This is a genomic window from Microbacterium hominis, assembly GCF_013282805.1.
Lineage (GTDB): Bacteria > Actinomycetota > Actinomycetes > Actinomycetales > Microbacteriaceae > Microbacterium > Microbacterium hominis_B.
Window position 1 is genome coordinate 148552 of record NZ_CP054038.1, and the last position, 13013, is coordinate 161564.

Here is a 13013-nt window from a genome sequence, read left to right on the forward strand (position 1 = left end):
GACGAGCTGATAACGTTTGCGGGAACGTTTGCAAGAACGTTTGCATCGATTGTGGGACACCATCCCGACGGTGTCAACCCCCAATCTGCAAACGTTCGCGTGAACGTTGCTAGGCTCACGGACGGGAGGGATCGTGACGGATCGGATCGAGCGGCACATCGTGACGCTGCGCGAGGTCGCCGAGGCGGCCGGGGTCAGCATCTCGACGGTGAGCCGCGTGCTCGACGAACGCACGCCGGCGTCGCGCTCGGCGACCGCGCAGCGCGTGCGCGCCATCGCCGACGAACTCGGATACCGGCGCAACGTGTTCGCGTCGGGCCTGCGCCGCGGGGCGACGGCGACCATCGGGGTGCTGGTCCCACGTCTCACCGATGCGGTCATGGCGCTGCTGTTCGAAGCTGTCGAACGGGCCGCGCGCCGGGACGGCTACTTCGCCGTCGTCGCCACGTGCGGCGACGATCCCGACGAGGAGCGCCGCGCGACCGAGACCCTCCTCGATCGCAGCGTCGACGGACTCATCCTCGCCACCGCGCGCATCGACGACGCGCTGCCCGCATCGCTGCGCGCACGCGGCATCCCCCATGTCCTCGCGCTGCGCACCGACGGAACGAGCCCCTCGTCTCTCGGCGACGACGAGGCCGGCGGTTACCTCGCCGTGCGACACCTCATCGACCTGGGACATCGGGAGATCGGCATCGTCACCGGCCCCTGGTTCACCTCGAGCGGACAGGACCGGCGTGCGGGAGCGGAGCGCGCGATGCGAGAGGCCGGAGTCGAGATGCGGGAGGAGTGGGTCACCTCGACGGGCTACGGAGTCGACGATGGGATCGCCGCCGGCCACGCTCTCCTCAGCGGATCCGAGCGCCCCACCGCGGTCTTCGCGGCGAACGACAACCTCGCGATCGGGGTCCTGAGCGCGGCCGGGAATCTGGGCCTCGTCCCGGGTGCCACGCTCTCGGTCGTGGGATACAACGACATCCCGCTCGTGTCGAAGCTCCCCGTTCCACTCACCAGCGTCCATACGCCGTTCGACCAGATCGCATCCGCGGCGATGCAGCTGCTCACCTCCGCCGACAGCGCGGCGCCCGTCATCCTCCGCGCGCTGCCGACCCTCATCCCGCGCGCCTCGACGGCGCGTCCACTCCGATGAGACCGGCGGAGTCGGTTACACGACGTCCTGGAACGCGGTGAGCAGGGGCATCATCGCCTCGCCCATCTCGACCTGGGTGAGCAGGATCGCCACCGTGCCGTCCGCGTCGACGAAGAAGTCCGTGCCGAGTCCGCCCGACCACCCGTAACGGCCGGCTCGTGGGCCGGACGTCTGCACGCCGACGCCGTACCCCCATCCCATCCCCTCCCAGAATCCAGGGAAGAAGCTGTCCGCGGTCTTCGCGTGGGACGGAACCTGATCGGATGCCAGGGCACGCCCCTGCTCCGGCGTGACGAGCTCCCCGTCGCGGAGAGCGCGGAGGAATCGGTGGTAGTCGGCGACCGTCGACACGAGCTCGCCGTGGCTCACGTCGAAAGGCGGTGGGCCGGCATCGAAGCCGCCACCGGCCGGCTCGATCTCCACGAGCCGCCCGCCGTCGTGGCGGTAGGCGGCGGGCAACCGGCGCGCTGCGGCATCCGGCGTGCCGAACCCGGTGTCGACCATGCCCAGCGGTGCGAACAGATCCTCCTGCAGGTGGTCGCCGAGGGGGCGCGCCGTCAGGCGCGAGAGAAGGATGCCGAGGATGCCGAACGAGTGGTGGTAACGCCATCCGTCGCCGGGCGGAAAGGCGAGCGGCAGTTCGGCGAGGGCTGCGAGCCAGTCATCGGCGGCGAGTTCGAGAGGCGCGGGCCCCATCTCGGTGCGGTTCGCGAGCATGGCGCGCGCGAGCGGCGAGTCGGTCATCATGCTGCCGTAGCCGCTCGTGTTGGTGAGCAGGTGCCGCACCGTGATCGGACGGCCGGCGGGCACGGTGTCGTGCAGCGGGGCGTCCGGATGCACGAGCACGCGACGGTCGGCGAGCTCGGGGAGCCACCGCGACACGTCATCGTCGAGCGCGAACTCGCCGCGCTCGATGAGGCGCAGCGTCGCGACGGCGGTCACCGCCTTCGTCATCGACATGATGCGGAAGACGGCATCGGAACGGAGCGCGGGTCCGCCGAGGGAGGCGGAGCCGACGGTCACGAGGTCGAGTGGCGCGTCGGGGCGGTCGATGAGAGCTACGGCTCCGGGGATCGTCCCCGCCTCGCGATGGCGGTCGAGCAGCTTCTGTAGATCACCCATGCGGGGAGTCTGCCACCTGGTGCCGACGCCGGGTGAGGATGGAGGTGTGGAATCCCCTGCCGCCTTCATTGACCGTACGCTGCGGGCGGAGGCATCCGAGTGGCGCACCTGGGCGGACCGGGACGCGTCGGTCGGCGGGCTGCGGGTGTATGGCGCCTCGGTCGGGGCGGTCCGCGGCACCGTGCGTGACGCGCTGCGGCGCCACCGTGGCCTCGAGCACGACGACATCACCGCACTCGCGTCGGAACTGTGGGCGACGGGTGTCTTCGAGCTTCGCCTCGCGGCGATCGTGCTGCTGCAGGGGCAGGTCGACAGCCTCACCGGCAATGACCTGACCCGCATCGAGGGGTTCCTGCGCGATGCCCGCGTCAGCGATCTCATCGAGCCGCTCGCCGTGGACGTCGTGCGTCCGCTGCTCGCCCGCCTGACGGGCGTCGAGGCCGATCGCGCCCGACGGATCGTGAACCGGTGGGCCGCGGCAGACGCCGAGGGGCTCCGCGCAGCCGCCTCCCTCGTGTGACGGCGCCGGCGGCGGCATCCCGAGGGGGAATGAGCACGTCACGGCCGCAGTTCAGGCGCCGGCCCGCTCCGCGCAGGGCACGCATCGCCTCGCAGCGGGTCTCACCCGCAGCCGTTCGATCGGGATGCTGCGCCCGCAGTCCTCGCAGCGACCGTAGTCGCCGGTGCGCCAACGACTGAGTGCCTCGTCGATCTCGGCGAGCTCGGCCTCGGCGGCGAGTCGCAGACCTTCGATGCGCTCCCACTCCATCGACAGCGTGACGCCTTCGGGGTCGTGCTCGTCGTCCGCGGTCTCGGCACCGCGATCGCGCCGCAGCTCGGCGGCTGCCGCCGACAGCGCATCGCGCCGCGCGACGGCGTCGGACCGCAGCCCCGCGAGAAGCGCGCCATGGGCGGCGCGGGAATCGGTGCTCATCGCGTCGAGCCTACGAGCACGTCGCCGGATGATCACGGCCGGGGCGAAAGCGCTGGCTCTGGATGGATGGGATGCCGCGGTCTAGCGTGCTGCCATGAGACTGCTCGGTGTGGTGTCGCTCGTCCAACTCGTCCTCGGCGTGCTGGGGCTGCGGAAGGCGCTCGACGAGCGCCTCGTGCCGGACCTGCCCGGCTTCGCCCCGCGCCGCCGACGGGACATCGCGGACCGGCACTGGGCTGAAGGCACCGCGCTCTCGGCACCGTCGTTCATGCTCGTGCTGCAGGCCGTCGCCACGCTGTTCGCGCTGTTCGGTTCGCGCAGCCGGCTCGCACCGGCTCGGGTGCTCGGCGTGCTCGGTGCGATCATGTCGATCGGCTACCCGATCGAGCGCATCTGGCGGGAGTCGCTCGTCAAGCCCGATCGCGACCTTCTCCCGCTCACCCTCGGGGGGTTCCTGCTGGCACTGAAGATGGCGATCCTCGGCTTCGCTGTGCGGCGCCCCGAGCGACCCTGAACCGCGACGGCCCGACCGCCGTCCTCAGGGATAATCAGGGTTGTGAGCGAATCCATCTTCACGCCCGGCGCAGAAGTCCTCACTGCGCGCGGGCCCGGCACGGTCGTCGATGTCCGGGCCACCCCCTCCGGCAGGTTCGTCTTCGGCGTCGAGGACGCCGAAGGCATGGTCACCTACTTCACCGATCGGGCGCTGCGTCCGGCGCACGGCTAGCGCCCGCGTCCCAAGCCACTCCCAGGCGACCGGCCGCCCGTCGGCCATCACGACCCCGCCCGATGCGCCGGACCTCAAACCTGAACCTCGATCTCGCCCGGAGATGAGGATGCCGCGTCGGTGGCCCGGCCGCGGGCAGCCCGGCCGTCTGCCGCGCGACGGGAGTGATCGGATTTCCCCAGAGAGGGTTGACGAACGGATGCCGCGGGTCTAACGTACAACCAAATGGTTGTAGAACTAGGACTCGACGATGATGCGATCGACAGGCTCTTCCGGGCACTGGGCGATGCGACGCGACGCGACATCCTCCGCCGCACGCTCACGGACGAGTGGTCGGTCTCAGAGCTCGCCGCCTCGTACGACATGTCGTTCGCGGCGGTGCAGAAGCACGTGGCCGTGCTCGAAGCGGCCGAGCTCATCGTCAAGCGCGCCGAAGGGCGCGAGCGTCGCGTGCGGGCGGATCCCGAGATGATCGCCCGCGCCCGCGAGCTCCTCGACCGCTACGAGCGGCTGTGGCGTTCCCGCATCGACCGCCTCGACGCGCTCCTCGCCGAAGACGCCGCACCGCGGCATCCCTCATCGAACGATCCCACCGACAAGACCGAAGGAGAGTGACATGCCCGTCACCGACATCACCACCGACCCCGAGGCTCTCACGATGACCCTCACCGCGGAGTTCGCCGCCCCCGTCGAGCGGCTCTGGAACGCGTTCACCCAGCCGAGCCAGCTCGAGCGGTTCTGGGGACCTCCCGGGTGGCCGGCCACGTTCACGGAGTTCGAGTTCGTGCCCGGCGGGGTGGCGCGGTACCGCATGACCGGTCCCGCCGGAGAGACCTCGCGCGGGGGCTGGGAGTTCCTGCGGATCGACGCGCCGCGCAGCTTCGAGGTGCTCGACGCCTTCGTCGACGAAGACGGCAAGCCCATCGAGGGGATGCCCTCGATGCGCATGACCTTCACGTTCGAAGCGACCGAGACCGGGTCGCGCATGCACAACGTGAGCTACTTCGCGTCGGCCGACGCGCTCGACGAGGTCATCGCAATGGGCGCTGTCGAGGGCTCCCGCATGGCGATGGATCAGCTCGACGCCGTGCTGCAGGACCTGCGCGCGTATTCCGAGGGCAAGGGAACGCGCACCGAGATCCTCGACGACACCCACGTGCGCATCACGCGGCTCATCGAGGGTCCGCGCGACCTCGTGTGGCGTGCGCACCAGGAGCCCGAGCTGCTGCAGAAGTGGCTGCTCGGCCCCGACGGCTGGGCGATGACGGAGTGCGAGGTCGACTCCCGTGTGGGCGGCGCGTACAAGTACTGGTGGGAGCCGGTCGGCGACACCGAGGGCCAGGGCTTCGGCTTCGACGGCGAGACGCTCGTGCTCGACGCTCCGCGCCGGGCGGTCACGACCGAGCGCATGATCGGCACCGACTACCCGTCGACGACGAACGACCTGTCGCTCTACGAGGAGGACGGCGCCACGCTGCTCACCCTCATCATCACGTATCCCGACAGCCAGACGCGCGACATGGTGCTCGCCACCGGCATGACCGACGGCATGGAGGCCAGCTACGCGCGACTGGAGGGCGTGCTCGTCTGATCCCGCGCTGAGAAGAGTGGATGCCGCGCCCGGCCGGGTGCGGCATCCACTCGTCAGTTCGCGCGGAAGAACTCGTTCGCGCGACCGGTGAACAGCAGGATCAGGCCGATCACGGCGAAGAAGAGCGAGACGATGACGCTCACGTTGACCAGGCTGTGGGTCAGCAGCACGAACGCTCCCGCGGCGATGTTGAGCACGAACGCGAGCGCCGTGAGGGAGCGCGCACCGCTCGACCCGCGGAAGAGCCCCATGCTCACGAGGAACACGATCGTGCCGAAGATGATGGCGACCCACCCCGCGGCCGCTGATTCCTCGCCCGGCACGGCGATGACCCCCGTGAGCACGAGGATGCCGCCGATGATGTTGAGGATCCCCGAGATCCATGCGAGCACCGCGACGAGAGTCACGCCGCCCGGACGCTTTGCTGCCACCACACACCCGCCCCTCCCGCCCGGCCGGTCCGGACGAGGCTCACACTAGCGGGGCCGGGGCCGCGTGGGCAGGTGGTGTGCGGTTCAGGGGGCGCTTCGCGCGGCATCCACTCGTCTGAACCCACCGCTGTCGCCCCACGAAGCGGCGCGACCGAGGCTCGTGGGGCGCAATCTGCGGCGAAGGGCGAGTGGATGCCGCGCCACGCGCCCCACGAACAGCGGCGGCGCCGGCGGGACCGGAGCGCCGCACGAACAGGCGCCCCCGCGGGACCGCCGGTCAGGCGCGGGCGAGGGCGTCTTCGAACGCGACCCAGGCGAGCATCGCGCACTTCACGCGCGCGGTGAACTTCGAGACTCCTGACAGGGCCGCGGCGTCGGCGAAGGTCTCTTCGTCGAGCGGGATCTTGCCGCGCGAGCGCAGCGCCTCGCGGAACCCGTCGATCAGGGCGGTGGCGTCGGCCGGCGGCATCCCCTCGTCTCCGCCGTCCTCCTCCACGAGCGCAACCAGCATCGAGGCCGAGGCCTGCGAGATCGAGCAGCCTGCGCCGTCCCACGTGATGTCGCGCACCGTGCCGGCGTCGGTGAGCCGCACGCGCAGCGTGATCTCGTCGCCGCAGATCGGGTTGCGCTGGTACGAGGTGGCGCTGCGGCCCTCCTCGTCGGCGAGGCCCTTGCCGTGCGGGCGCTTGGAGTGGTCGAGGATGAGCTCCTGGTAGAGCGACTCGAGGCTCATGCGGTGGTTCCTCCAGAGACTCCGAAGAATGAGCGGATGCCGGACACGGCGTCGAGGAAGATGTCGACGTCTTCAGGCGTGTTGTACACCGAGGTGCTCGCGCGCACCGTCGCGGTGAGCCCGAAGCGGCGGTGGAGCGGCTGTGCGCAGTGGTGGCCGACGCGCACCGCGATGCCGCGCGCGTCGAGGAACTGACCCGCGTCGTGGGCGTGCACGCCATCCACGTCGAAGGCCCACAGCCCCACGCGCTCGGCGCCGGTGGCGTCGCCGAGCAGTCGGATGCCGGGGATCGACCGCAGCCCCTCGCCCATGCGCCGCTCGAGTGCGACCTCGTGGGCGTGCGCTGCTTCCATGCCGATGCCCTCGAGGTAGCGCGCTGCGGCGGCGAGCCCGATCGCCTGCGACACCGGCTGCGTGCCGGCCTCGAAGCGCTGCGGCGGCGGCAGGTAGTCGGCTTCGTCGAGGGTGACGGTGGTGATCATCGACCCGCCGGTGAGGAACGGCGGGAGATCCTCGAGCACGTCGGCGCGGCCGTAGAGTCCGCCGATGCCGTAGGGGCCGAGCATCTTGTGGCCCGAGAACACGGCCAGGTGGACGCCGAGCGCCGGGAGGTCGAGGGGGAGGTGGGGTGCGGACTGGCAGGCATCCATGACGGTGAGGGCACCGGCATCCCGAGCCAGCCCGATCAGCTCGGCGACCGGGTTCACGATGCCGAGCACGTTCGACACGTGCGGGAACGCGACGACCCGGGTGCGGTCGCCGATGAGGGATGCCGCGGCCGCGAGGTCGAGCGTGCCGTCGTCGTGCACGGGGATGTGGCGCAGCACCGCGCCGGTGCGGGCGGCGAGCTCCTGCCACGGGATGAGGTTGGCGTGGTGCTCGGCCTCGGTGACGACGATCTCGTCGCCGGGCTTCAGCGCGAACCGCGCGCTCGCTCCAACCGGTTGTCGAGTAGCGGCGGAGCCGTGTATCGAGACACGGCCCACGCTGGCGTTGCCGAGGGAGTACGCGACGAGGTTGAGGCCGGCGGTGGCGCCGCTGGTCCAGACGAGTTGCTCGGGCTCGGCACCGACGAACCCGGCGACGGCTTCGCGCGCATCCTCGAAGAGCACCGTCGACTCGGCCGCGAGAGTGTGGGCGCCGCGGTGCACGGCGGAGTTGGTGTGCGTGAGGAAGTCGACCTCCGCGTCGATCACGGCCTGCGGCTTCTGACTCGTCGCACCGGAGTCGAGGTAGACGAGCCGGTGCCCGTTGACCTCTTCACCCAGCAGCGGGAAGTCTGCGCGCACGGTGGCGGCGTCGAGGGCGGGGACAGTCGGAGAACTCACCCCTCAAGGCTACGCCGCGCGCGGTGGGCCCGGGTCGGCGTGACGGTGCCCGGCCGTGATGCCGTGCGGGCTGCCGTGCGGCGTGCATGACTCCTGAGGAACGGCCGTCATGCGGCATCCACTCGTCGTCTGCCGCGGAATCGGGCTCGGAGTTGAGGGGTTGCGCACGCGCGGCCGCGGGCAGGTGGCGCCTAACGGCCCGCGAGGAACTCCCGCGCGGCCACGACGATGTTCGACACCCCGTTCGACAGGGTCGGCTGCAGCACCGGAGCGAAGAACGGCGAGTGATTGGTCGGGATGTCGCGGTCGATCGTGCCGGCGGCGGCGGCCTCCGCGTACTTCTGCGGGTCGACGCCGCCCCAGAACCAGTACACGAGCGGGGCGCCGGACTCGCGGGCGAACCACGAGACGTCTTCGCTGCCGGTGAACATGCCGGGGTCGACGACGGTTCCGGCGCCGAAGGCGGTGTCGAACGCGTCGCGCAGGCGCGTGGTGGCGTCGACGTCGTTGATGGTCGGCGGCAGCGAGTGGTCGATGGTGATGACCGGCTGCTGCTCCGCGCCCGAGGCGTGAGCCTCGGCACGCACGATGCGCTCGACCTTCTCGAGCACGCGCGCGCGGGCCTCATCATCGGGGTAGCGCAGGCTCAGCTCGAGGGTCGCCTCGGCGGGGATGATGTTGTTCTTCAGCCCGGCGTGGATCGAGCCGACCGTGACGACGGCGACGTCGCGGGGGTCGACCTCCCGCGAGACGATCGTCTGCAGGCGCATCACGGTGGCGGCAGCCATGACGACCGGGTCGATGGTCGAGTGCGGGCGCGAGCCGTGTCCGCCGCGGCCGTGCAGCACGACGCGCAGGCCGTCGGAGGCGGCCATCTGCGTGCCGCTGCGCACGCCGATCGTGCCGGCCGGCAACGGTGTGACGTGCTGGCCGAGCACCACGTCGGGCTTCGGGAACCGGTCGAGCACGCCGTCGGCGATCATCGCCTGGGCGCCCGCGCCGTACTCCTCGGCGGGCTGGAAGACGGTGACGATCGTGCCCGACCACTCGTCCTTCGTGGCGACGAGCTTCTCGAGCGCGCCGAGCATGGCGGCCACGTGCATGTCGTGCCCGCAGGCGTGCATGACCGGCACGTCGGTGCCGGCGGGATCGACGCCGCGCGCGGTGCTCGCGTACTCGAGCCCGGTGGCCTCGGCCACGGGAAGCCCGTCGGTGTCGGCGCGCAGCCACACGACGGGCCCGTCGCCGTTGCGGATGACCGCCGCGATGCCGGTCTTGCCGATGCCCTCTTCGAACTCGATGCCGAGTGCGGTTAGCGTCGAGGCGATCACGCCCGCGGTGCGCGTCTCCTGGAACGACAGTTCGGGATGCCGGTGCAGGTCGATGTACAGGGCTTCGAGGTCGACACTCATGGCGTCGAGCCTAGCCCGCGCCGCCCGGGGCCTCCGCGTGCGCCGCCCGGGGCCTCCGCGGTCAGAACGTGCGGTCTGGGACGGCGTGCGCTCGCAGCAAGTGACTGCGGACCGAATTCGCGGAGCAGACCCGCGGGGCTACCCCGCGGGCCGGGCCGTCGAGCCGCGCACGACGAGCTCGAACGGGAGGATGCCGGGCTCGGGCGCGTGCGAGACGTCGTCGCCGACCCGCTCGAGCGCCGCGACGATCGCGTCGGCGGCGCGCTCGCCCTGTCCGAGCGGGAACTGGTCGATCGTGGTGAGGCGGAAGAACTCGCCGAGCTCGTGTCCGTCGATGCCGACGATCGAGAGGTCTTCGGGCACGCGGAAGCCGAGCTCCCGCGCGGCGAGGATCGCGCCGATCGCCATCTCGTCCGACGCGGCGAAGATCGCCGTGGGGCGCGATCCGGGACGGCCGAGCAGCTGCTTCGCGGCGCGGAACCCGCCCTCGATCGTGAAGTCCGCGGGCTCGAAGCGCACCGGATCGGCCGGGATGCCGGCATCCATCAGCGCCTGCTCGAACCCCTGCCGACGGTGCGTGGGCACGTGGAAGTCGACGTCGAACTCGCGGCTCGCGCCGATGTGGGCGATATCGCGGTGGCCGAGGGCCAGGAGGTGCTCGGTGGCCAGCTGCGCGACGGCGACGTCGTCGACCGTGAGTGCGGTCAGGCGCGGGTTCGGTCCGCCGAGGGCGATGACCGGGAGGCCGAGCTCCTGCACGCGCTGGGTCTCCTCGTCGCCGAGTTCGATGGCGATCGCGATGACGCCGTCGACGCGCTGGCGGCGCAGGAACTCCTCGAAGATCGTGCGGCGCTGCTCGCCGTCGGCGGTCAGGTTGTAGAGCGTGATGTCGTAGCCGTGGCGCACGAGCGCGTTGGCGACGCCCGAGAGCACGGTCGAGAAGAACCACCGGTCGAGGAACGGCACCAGCACGCCGATGTTGCGCGTGCGCCCCGACGCGAGGCTCGACGCCGACGCCGACACGACGTAGCCGAGCGATTTCGCCGCGGTCTCGACGCGGGTGCGGGTGGTCGGCGAGACGTGGCCGCGGCCGCTCAGCGCGCGCGAGACCGTGGCCGTCGACACGCCGGCGAGGCGTGCCACCTCGTCGATGCTGACCACGTCGTCACCTCAGGTTCTGTTCGGGATGCCGCGAAGCGGCCGGTTCGGGATGCCGCGAAGCGGCCGGTTCGGGATGCCGCGAAGCGGCGCGCGGCGCGTGCGCGGCATCCCGTCGCATCGGTCAGTCCGCGACGATCCACACCGCCGTGTCGGCGGGCAGCTCTGCCCCGGAGACCGGGCCGCTCGCCGCGATCACCTTACCGGCGGGAAGCGCGATCGAGTCGGCGCCGGTGTTGGCGACGACGGTGACGTCGCCGTTGCGGAACGCGACGGCCGTCTTCGGGAAGCCGGTCAGCCACTCCAGGGTGCCGGCGCCGAGCGCGAACGCGCGACGCTCGGCCAGGAGGGTGCGGTACAGCTCGAGCGTGGAGCCTTCGACGCCGACCTGCGCGTCGCGGGCGAGCCCGGCCCACTGCGCGGGCTGGGGCAGCCACGCCTCACCGGTGTCGTTGAAGCCGTAGCTCGGGCCCTCGGCCGTCCACGGGATCGGCACGCGGCAGCCGTCGCGGCCGTAGCGCTCGCCGGCGGTGCGGAACCACGTCGGATCCTGGCGGGCGGCGGCGGGCAGGTCGATGACCTCGGGGAGGCCGAGCTCCTCGCCCTGGTACAGGTACGCCGAGCCGGGGAGCGCGAGCATGACGGTGGTCGCCGCGCGGGCGCGGGCAAGGCCCACCTCGGGGATCGGCTGGCCGGGCGAGTCCGGGCCGATTCCGTGGCCCTGCGGGTTCTCGGCCGTCAGCGCGAGACGCGAGGCATGCCGCACCACGTCGTGGTTCGACAGCACCCAGGTGCTCGGGGCGCCGACGCCGTGGAAGGCCGCGAACGAGGCATCCACCACCGCGCGCAGCGACTTCGCGTGCCACTCGGTCTCGAGGTAGGGGAAGTTGAACGCCTGGTGCATCTCGTCGGGACGCACCCACAGGGCGGTCTTCTCGGGCGTGGGCAGCCAGGCCTCGGCGCACAGCGCGCGGTCGCCGGTGTACTCGGCGACGAGTTCATGCCAGTCGCGGTAGACCTCGTGCACTCCCGGCTGGCCCCAGTAGGGCACGTCGGCCTCTTCGCCGCCCATCGATCCCGCCTCGGGGTCGGGCGTGTAGTCGGGCAGGCCGTCGGCCTTGATGAGGCCGTGCGCCACGTCGACGCGGAAGCCGTCGACGCCGCGGTCGAGCCAGAAGCGGAGGATGCGGCGGAACTCCTCGCGCACCTCGGGGTTGGTCCAGTCGAAGTCGGGCTGGCTGGAGTCGAAGATGTGGAGGTACCACTGGCCGGGGGTGCCGTCGGCCTCGACGACGCGCGTCCAGGCCGGACCGCCGAACACGGACTCCCAGTTGTTCGGGGGCAGCTCGCCCTCGACGCCCTTGCCGTCGCGGAACATGTACCGCGCGCGCTCCCGGCTGCCGGGCGCCGCCGCGAGGGCCTGCTGGAACCACTCGTGCTGGTCGGAGGAGTGGTTCGGAACCAGGTCGACGATGACCCGGATGCCGCGGGCGTGCGCCTCGGCGAGCATGACGTCGAAATCGGCCAGGGTGCCGAAGATCGGGTCGACGTCGCAGTAGTCGGCCACGTCGTAGCCGGCGTCCTTCTGCGGGGAGCGCATGAAGGGGCTCAGCCAGATCGCGTCGACGCCGAGGTGCTCCAGGTCGACCAGGCGCGAGGTGATGCCGGGGAGGTCGCCGATGCCGTCGCCCGATGCGTCGGCGAACGAGCGGGGGTAGATCTGGTAGATCACGGCGGTGCGCCACCACTCGGCGCCGGGGGCGGTCTCCAGGGCGCCAGCGCGCAGGACGGTCTCGGTCACAGTCATGCCTGCCACTGTAGTGCAAGCGCTTGCAGGGATGCTGGACGCTGTCATAGAGCGAGATGTGCGTCTGCAGAAGCCCCAGGTCGGGCCGCTATCGTGGGCGGGTGACCGAAGCCCTCGCCCGTGCCGAATCGCTCATCCGCACGATCCCCGACTACCCGGAGCCGGGCGTGATGTTCCGCGACATCACCCCGCTGCTGGTGGATGCCGCGGCCCTGCGCACCGTGATCGATGCGATGATCGCGCCCTTCGCCGGCCAGTTCGACGTGGTCGCGGGCATCGAGGCGCGCGGCTTCCTGCTCGCCGGGGCCGCCGCGACCGCTGCCGGGGTGGGCCTGGTGCCGATCCGCAAGGCGGGCAAGCTGCCGCGGCCCGCGGCATCCGTCTCCTACTCGCTCGAGTACGGCACGGCCACCATCGAGGCGCACGACGACATCACGCCGGGCATGCGGGTGCTGCTGATCGACGACGTGCTCGCCACCGGCGGCACGCTCGTGGCCGCCCACGCGCTCGTGGCGCAGCTCGGCGGCACCGTGGTGGGCACCACCGTGCTGATGGAGCTCGAAGCACTCGGCGGCCGTCCGCTCGTGGGCGACGTGCACGCCCTGTTCACCGCGTAGCGC

15 protein-coding genes are annotated in these 13013 nt (G+C 71.4%); 7 read left to right on the plus strand and 8 right to left on the minus strand.

The window, feature by feature from the left end:
• Nucleotides 1–133: 133 nt before the first annotated feature.
• A complete protein-coding gene (locus HQM25_RS00705) occupies nt 134–1150 on the plus strand; it encodes a LacI family DNA-binding transcriptional regulator (RefSeq protein ID WP_217275171.1) in 1017 nt (338 codons plus the stop codon).
• A gap of 15 nt (nt 1151–1165) precedes the next feature.
• Here HQM25_RS00705 and HQM25_RS00710 read toward each other — a convergent pair whose 3' ends face one another.
• A complete protein-coding gene (locus HQM25_RS00710; RefSeq protein ID WP_172988456.1) occupies nt 1166–2272 on the minus strand; it encodes a serine hydrolase domain-containing protein in 1107 nt (368 codons plus the stop codon).
• A 46-nt stretch (nt 2273–2318) separates the two neighbouring features.
• Here HQM25_RS00710 and HQM25_RS00715 point away from each other — a divergent pair, with 46 nt between their 5' ends.
• Nucleotides 2319–2792 carry a DNA alkylation repair protein gene (locus HQM25_RS00715; protein WP_254359462.1) on the plus strand — a complete coding sequence of 158 codons (474 nt, stop codon included), beginning with the start codon at nt 2319–2321 and terminating at the stop codon, nt 2790–2792.
• A gap of 51 nt (nt 2793–2843) precedes the next feature.
• Here the strand turns inward: HQM25_RS00715 and HQM25_RS00720 are convergent, their stop codons facing one another.
• A complete protein-coding gene (locus HQM25_RS00720; RefSeq protein ID WP_172988458.1) occupies nt 2844–3206 on the minus strand; it encodes a TraR/DksA family transcriptional regulator in 363 nt (120 codons plus the stop codon).
• Nucleotides 3207–3300: 94 nt separating this feature from the next.
• On the opposite strand from HQM25_RS00720, the gene HQM25_RS00725 reads away from it, so the two are divergent.
• From HQM25_RS00725 to HQM25_RS00740, 4 genes are all read left to right on the plus strand, one after another.
• On the plus strand, nt 3301–3720 hold the full coding sequence (locus tag HQM25_RS00725) for a hypothetical protein (RefSeq protein WP_172988459.1): 420 nt from the start codon (nt 3301–3303) through the stop codon (nt 3718–3720).
• Nucleotides 3721–3762: 42 nt separating this feature from the next.
• The gene (locus HQM25_RS00730; RefSeq protein ID WP_172988460.1) at nt 3763–3933 is read left to right on the plus strand and encodes a hypothetical protein; all 171 of its coding nucleotides are present in this window, start codon (nt 3763–3765) and stop codon (nt 3931–3933) included.
• A 225-nt stretch (nt 3934–4158) separates the two neighbouring features.
• Nucleotides 4159–4548: an ArsR/SmtB family transcription factor gene (locus tag HQM25_RS00735; protein WP_172988461.1), complete on the plus strand. Its 390-nt coding sequence runs from the start codon at nt 4159–4161 to the stop codon at nt 4546–4548.
• Between the two features lies 1 nt (nt 4549).
• Nucleotides 4550–5524, plus strand: coding sequence for an SRPBCC family protein (locus HQM25_RS00740; RefSeq protein WP_172988462.1), 975 nt, complete (start codon nt 4550–4552; stop codon nt 5522–5524).
• A gap of 53 nt (nt 5525–5577) precedes the next feature.
• On the opposite strand, the gene HQM25_RS00745 is transcribed toward HQM25_RS00740, so the two are convergent.
• The 6 genes from HQM25_RS00745 to HQM25_RS00770 all read right to left on the minus strand — a co-directional run bounded on the left by HQM25_RS00745 (nt 5578) and on the right by HQM25_RS00770 (nt 12393).
• A complete protein-coding gene (locus HQM25_RS00745; protein WP_172988463.1) occupies nt 5578–5931 on the minus strand; it encodes a hypothetical protein in 354 nt (117 codons plus the stop codon).
• A gap of 301 nt (nt 5932–6232) precedes the next feature.
• Nucleotides 6233–6688 (minus strand): Fe-S cluster assembly sulfur transfer protein SufU, encoded by a 456-nt coding sequence (sufU, locus tag HQM25_RS00750; RefSeq protein WP_172988464.1) that lies wholly within the window; start codon nt 6686–6688, stop codon nt 6233–6235.
• Nucleotides 6685–8016: a SufS family cysteine desulfurase gene (locus HQM25_RS00755; protein WP_172988465.1), complete on the minus strand. Its 1332-nt coding sequence runs from the start codon at nt 8014–8016 to the stop codon at nt 6685–6687. Before HQM25_RS00755 ends, sufU begins: the two co-directional genes overlap by 4 nt.
• 191 nt (nt 8017–8207) lie before the next feature.
• On the minus strand, nt 8208–9428 hold the full coding sequence (locus tag HQM25_RS00760; RefSeq protein ID WP_172988466.1) for an amidohydrolase: 1221 nt from the start codon (nt 9426–9428) through the stop codon (nt 8208–8210).
• A gap of 138 nt (nt 9429–9566) precedes the next feature.
• Complete coding sequence (locus HQM25_RS00765; protein ID WP_172988467.1) at nt 9567–10589, minus strand: LacI family DNA-binding transcriptional regulator; 1023 nt, start codon at nt 10587–10589, stop codon at nt 9567–9569.
• Nucleotides 10590–10710: 121 nt separating this feature from the next.
• Complete coding sequence (locus tag HQM25_RS00770; RefSeq protein WP_172988468.1) at nt 10711–12393, minus strand: glycoside hydrolase family 13 protein; 1683 nt, start codon at nt 12391–12393, stop codon at nt 10711–10713.
• Between the two features lie 56 nt (nt 12394–12449).
• Between HQM25_RS00770 and HQM25_RS00775 the strand changes: the two genes are divergently transcribed.
• The gene (locus HQM25_RS00775; protein ID WP_172988469.1) at nt 12450–13010 is read left to right on the plus strand and encodes an adenine phosphoribosyltransferase; all 561 of its coding nucleotides are present in this window, start codon (nt 12450–12452) and stop codon (nt 13008–13010) included.
• The last annotated feature ends 3 nt before the right edge of the window (nt 13011–13013 follow it).

What these genes read in the sequence shown, in the direction of transcription:
- sufU (WP_172988464.1), bottom strand. Translation starts at nt 6,688, where the DNA reads ATGAGCCTCGAGTCGCTCTACCAGGAGCTCATCCTCGACCACTCCAAG.
- HQM25_RS00735 (WP_172988461.1), top strand. Translation starts at nt 4,159, where the DNA reads ATGGTTGTAGAACTAGGACTCGACGATGATGCGATCGACAGGCTCTTC.
- HQM25_RS00740 (WP_172988462.1), top strand. Translation starts at nt 4,550, where the DNA reads ATGCCCGTCACCGACATCACCACCGACCCCGAGGCTCTCACGATGACC.
- HQM25_RS00725 (WP_172988459.1), top strand. Translation starts at nt 3,301, where the DNA reads ATGAGACTGCTCGGTGTGGTGTCGCTCGTCCAACTCGTCCTCGGCGTG.
- HQM25_RS00760 (WP_172988466.1), bottom strand. Translation starts at nt 9,428, where the DNA reads ATGAGTGTCGACCTCGAAGCCCTGTACATCGACCTGCACCGGCATCCC.
- HQM25_RS00770 (WP_172988468.1), bottom strand. Translation starts at nt 12,393, where the DNA reads ATGACTGTGACCGAGACCGTCCTGCGCGCTGGCGCCCTGGAGACCGCC.
- HQM25_RS00720 (WP_172988458.1), bottom strand. Translation starts at nt 3,206, where the DNA reads ATGAGCACCGATTCCCGCGCCGCCCATGGCGCGCTTCTCGCGGGGCTG.
- HQM25_RS00775 (WP_172988469.1), top strand. Translation starts at nt 12,450, where the DNA reads ATGTGCGTCTGCAGAAGCCCCAGGTCGGGCCGCTATCGTGGGCGGGTG.
- HQM25_RS00710 (WP_172988456.1), bottom strand. Translation starts at nt 2,272, where the DNA reads ATGGGTGATCTACAGAAGCTGCTCGACCGCCATCGCGAGGCGGGGACG.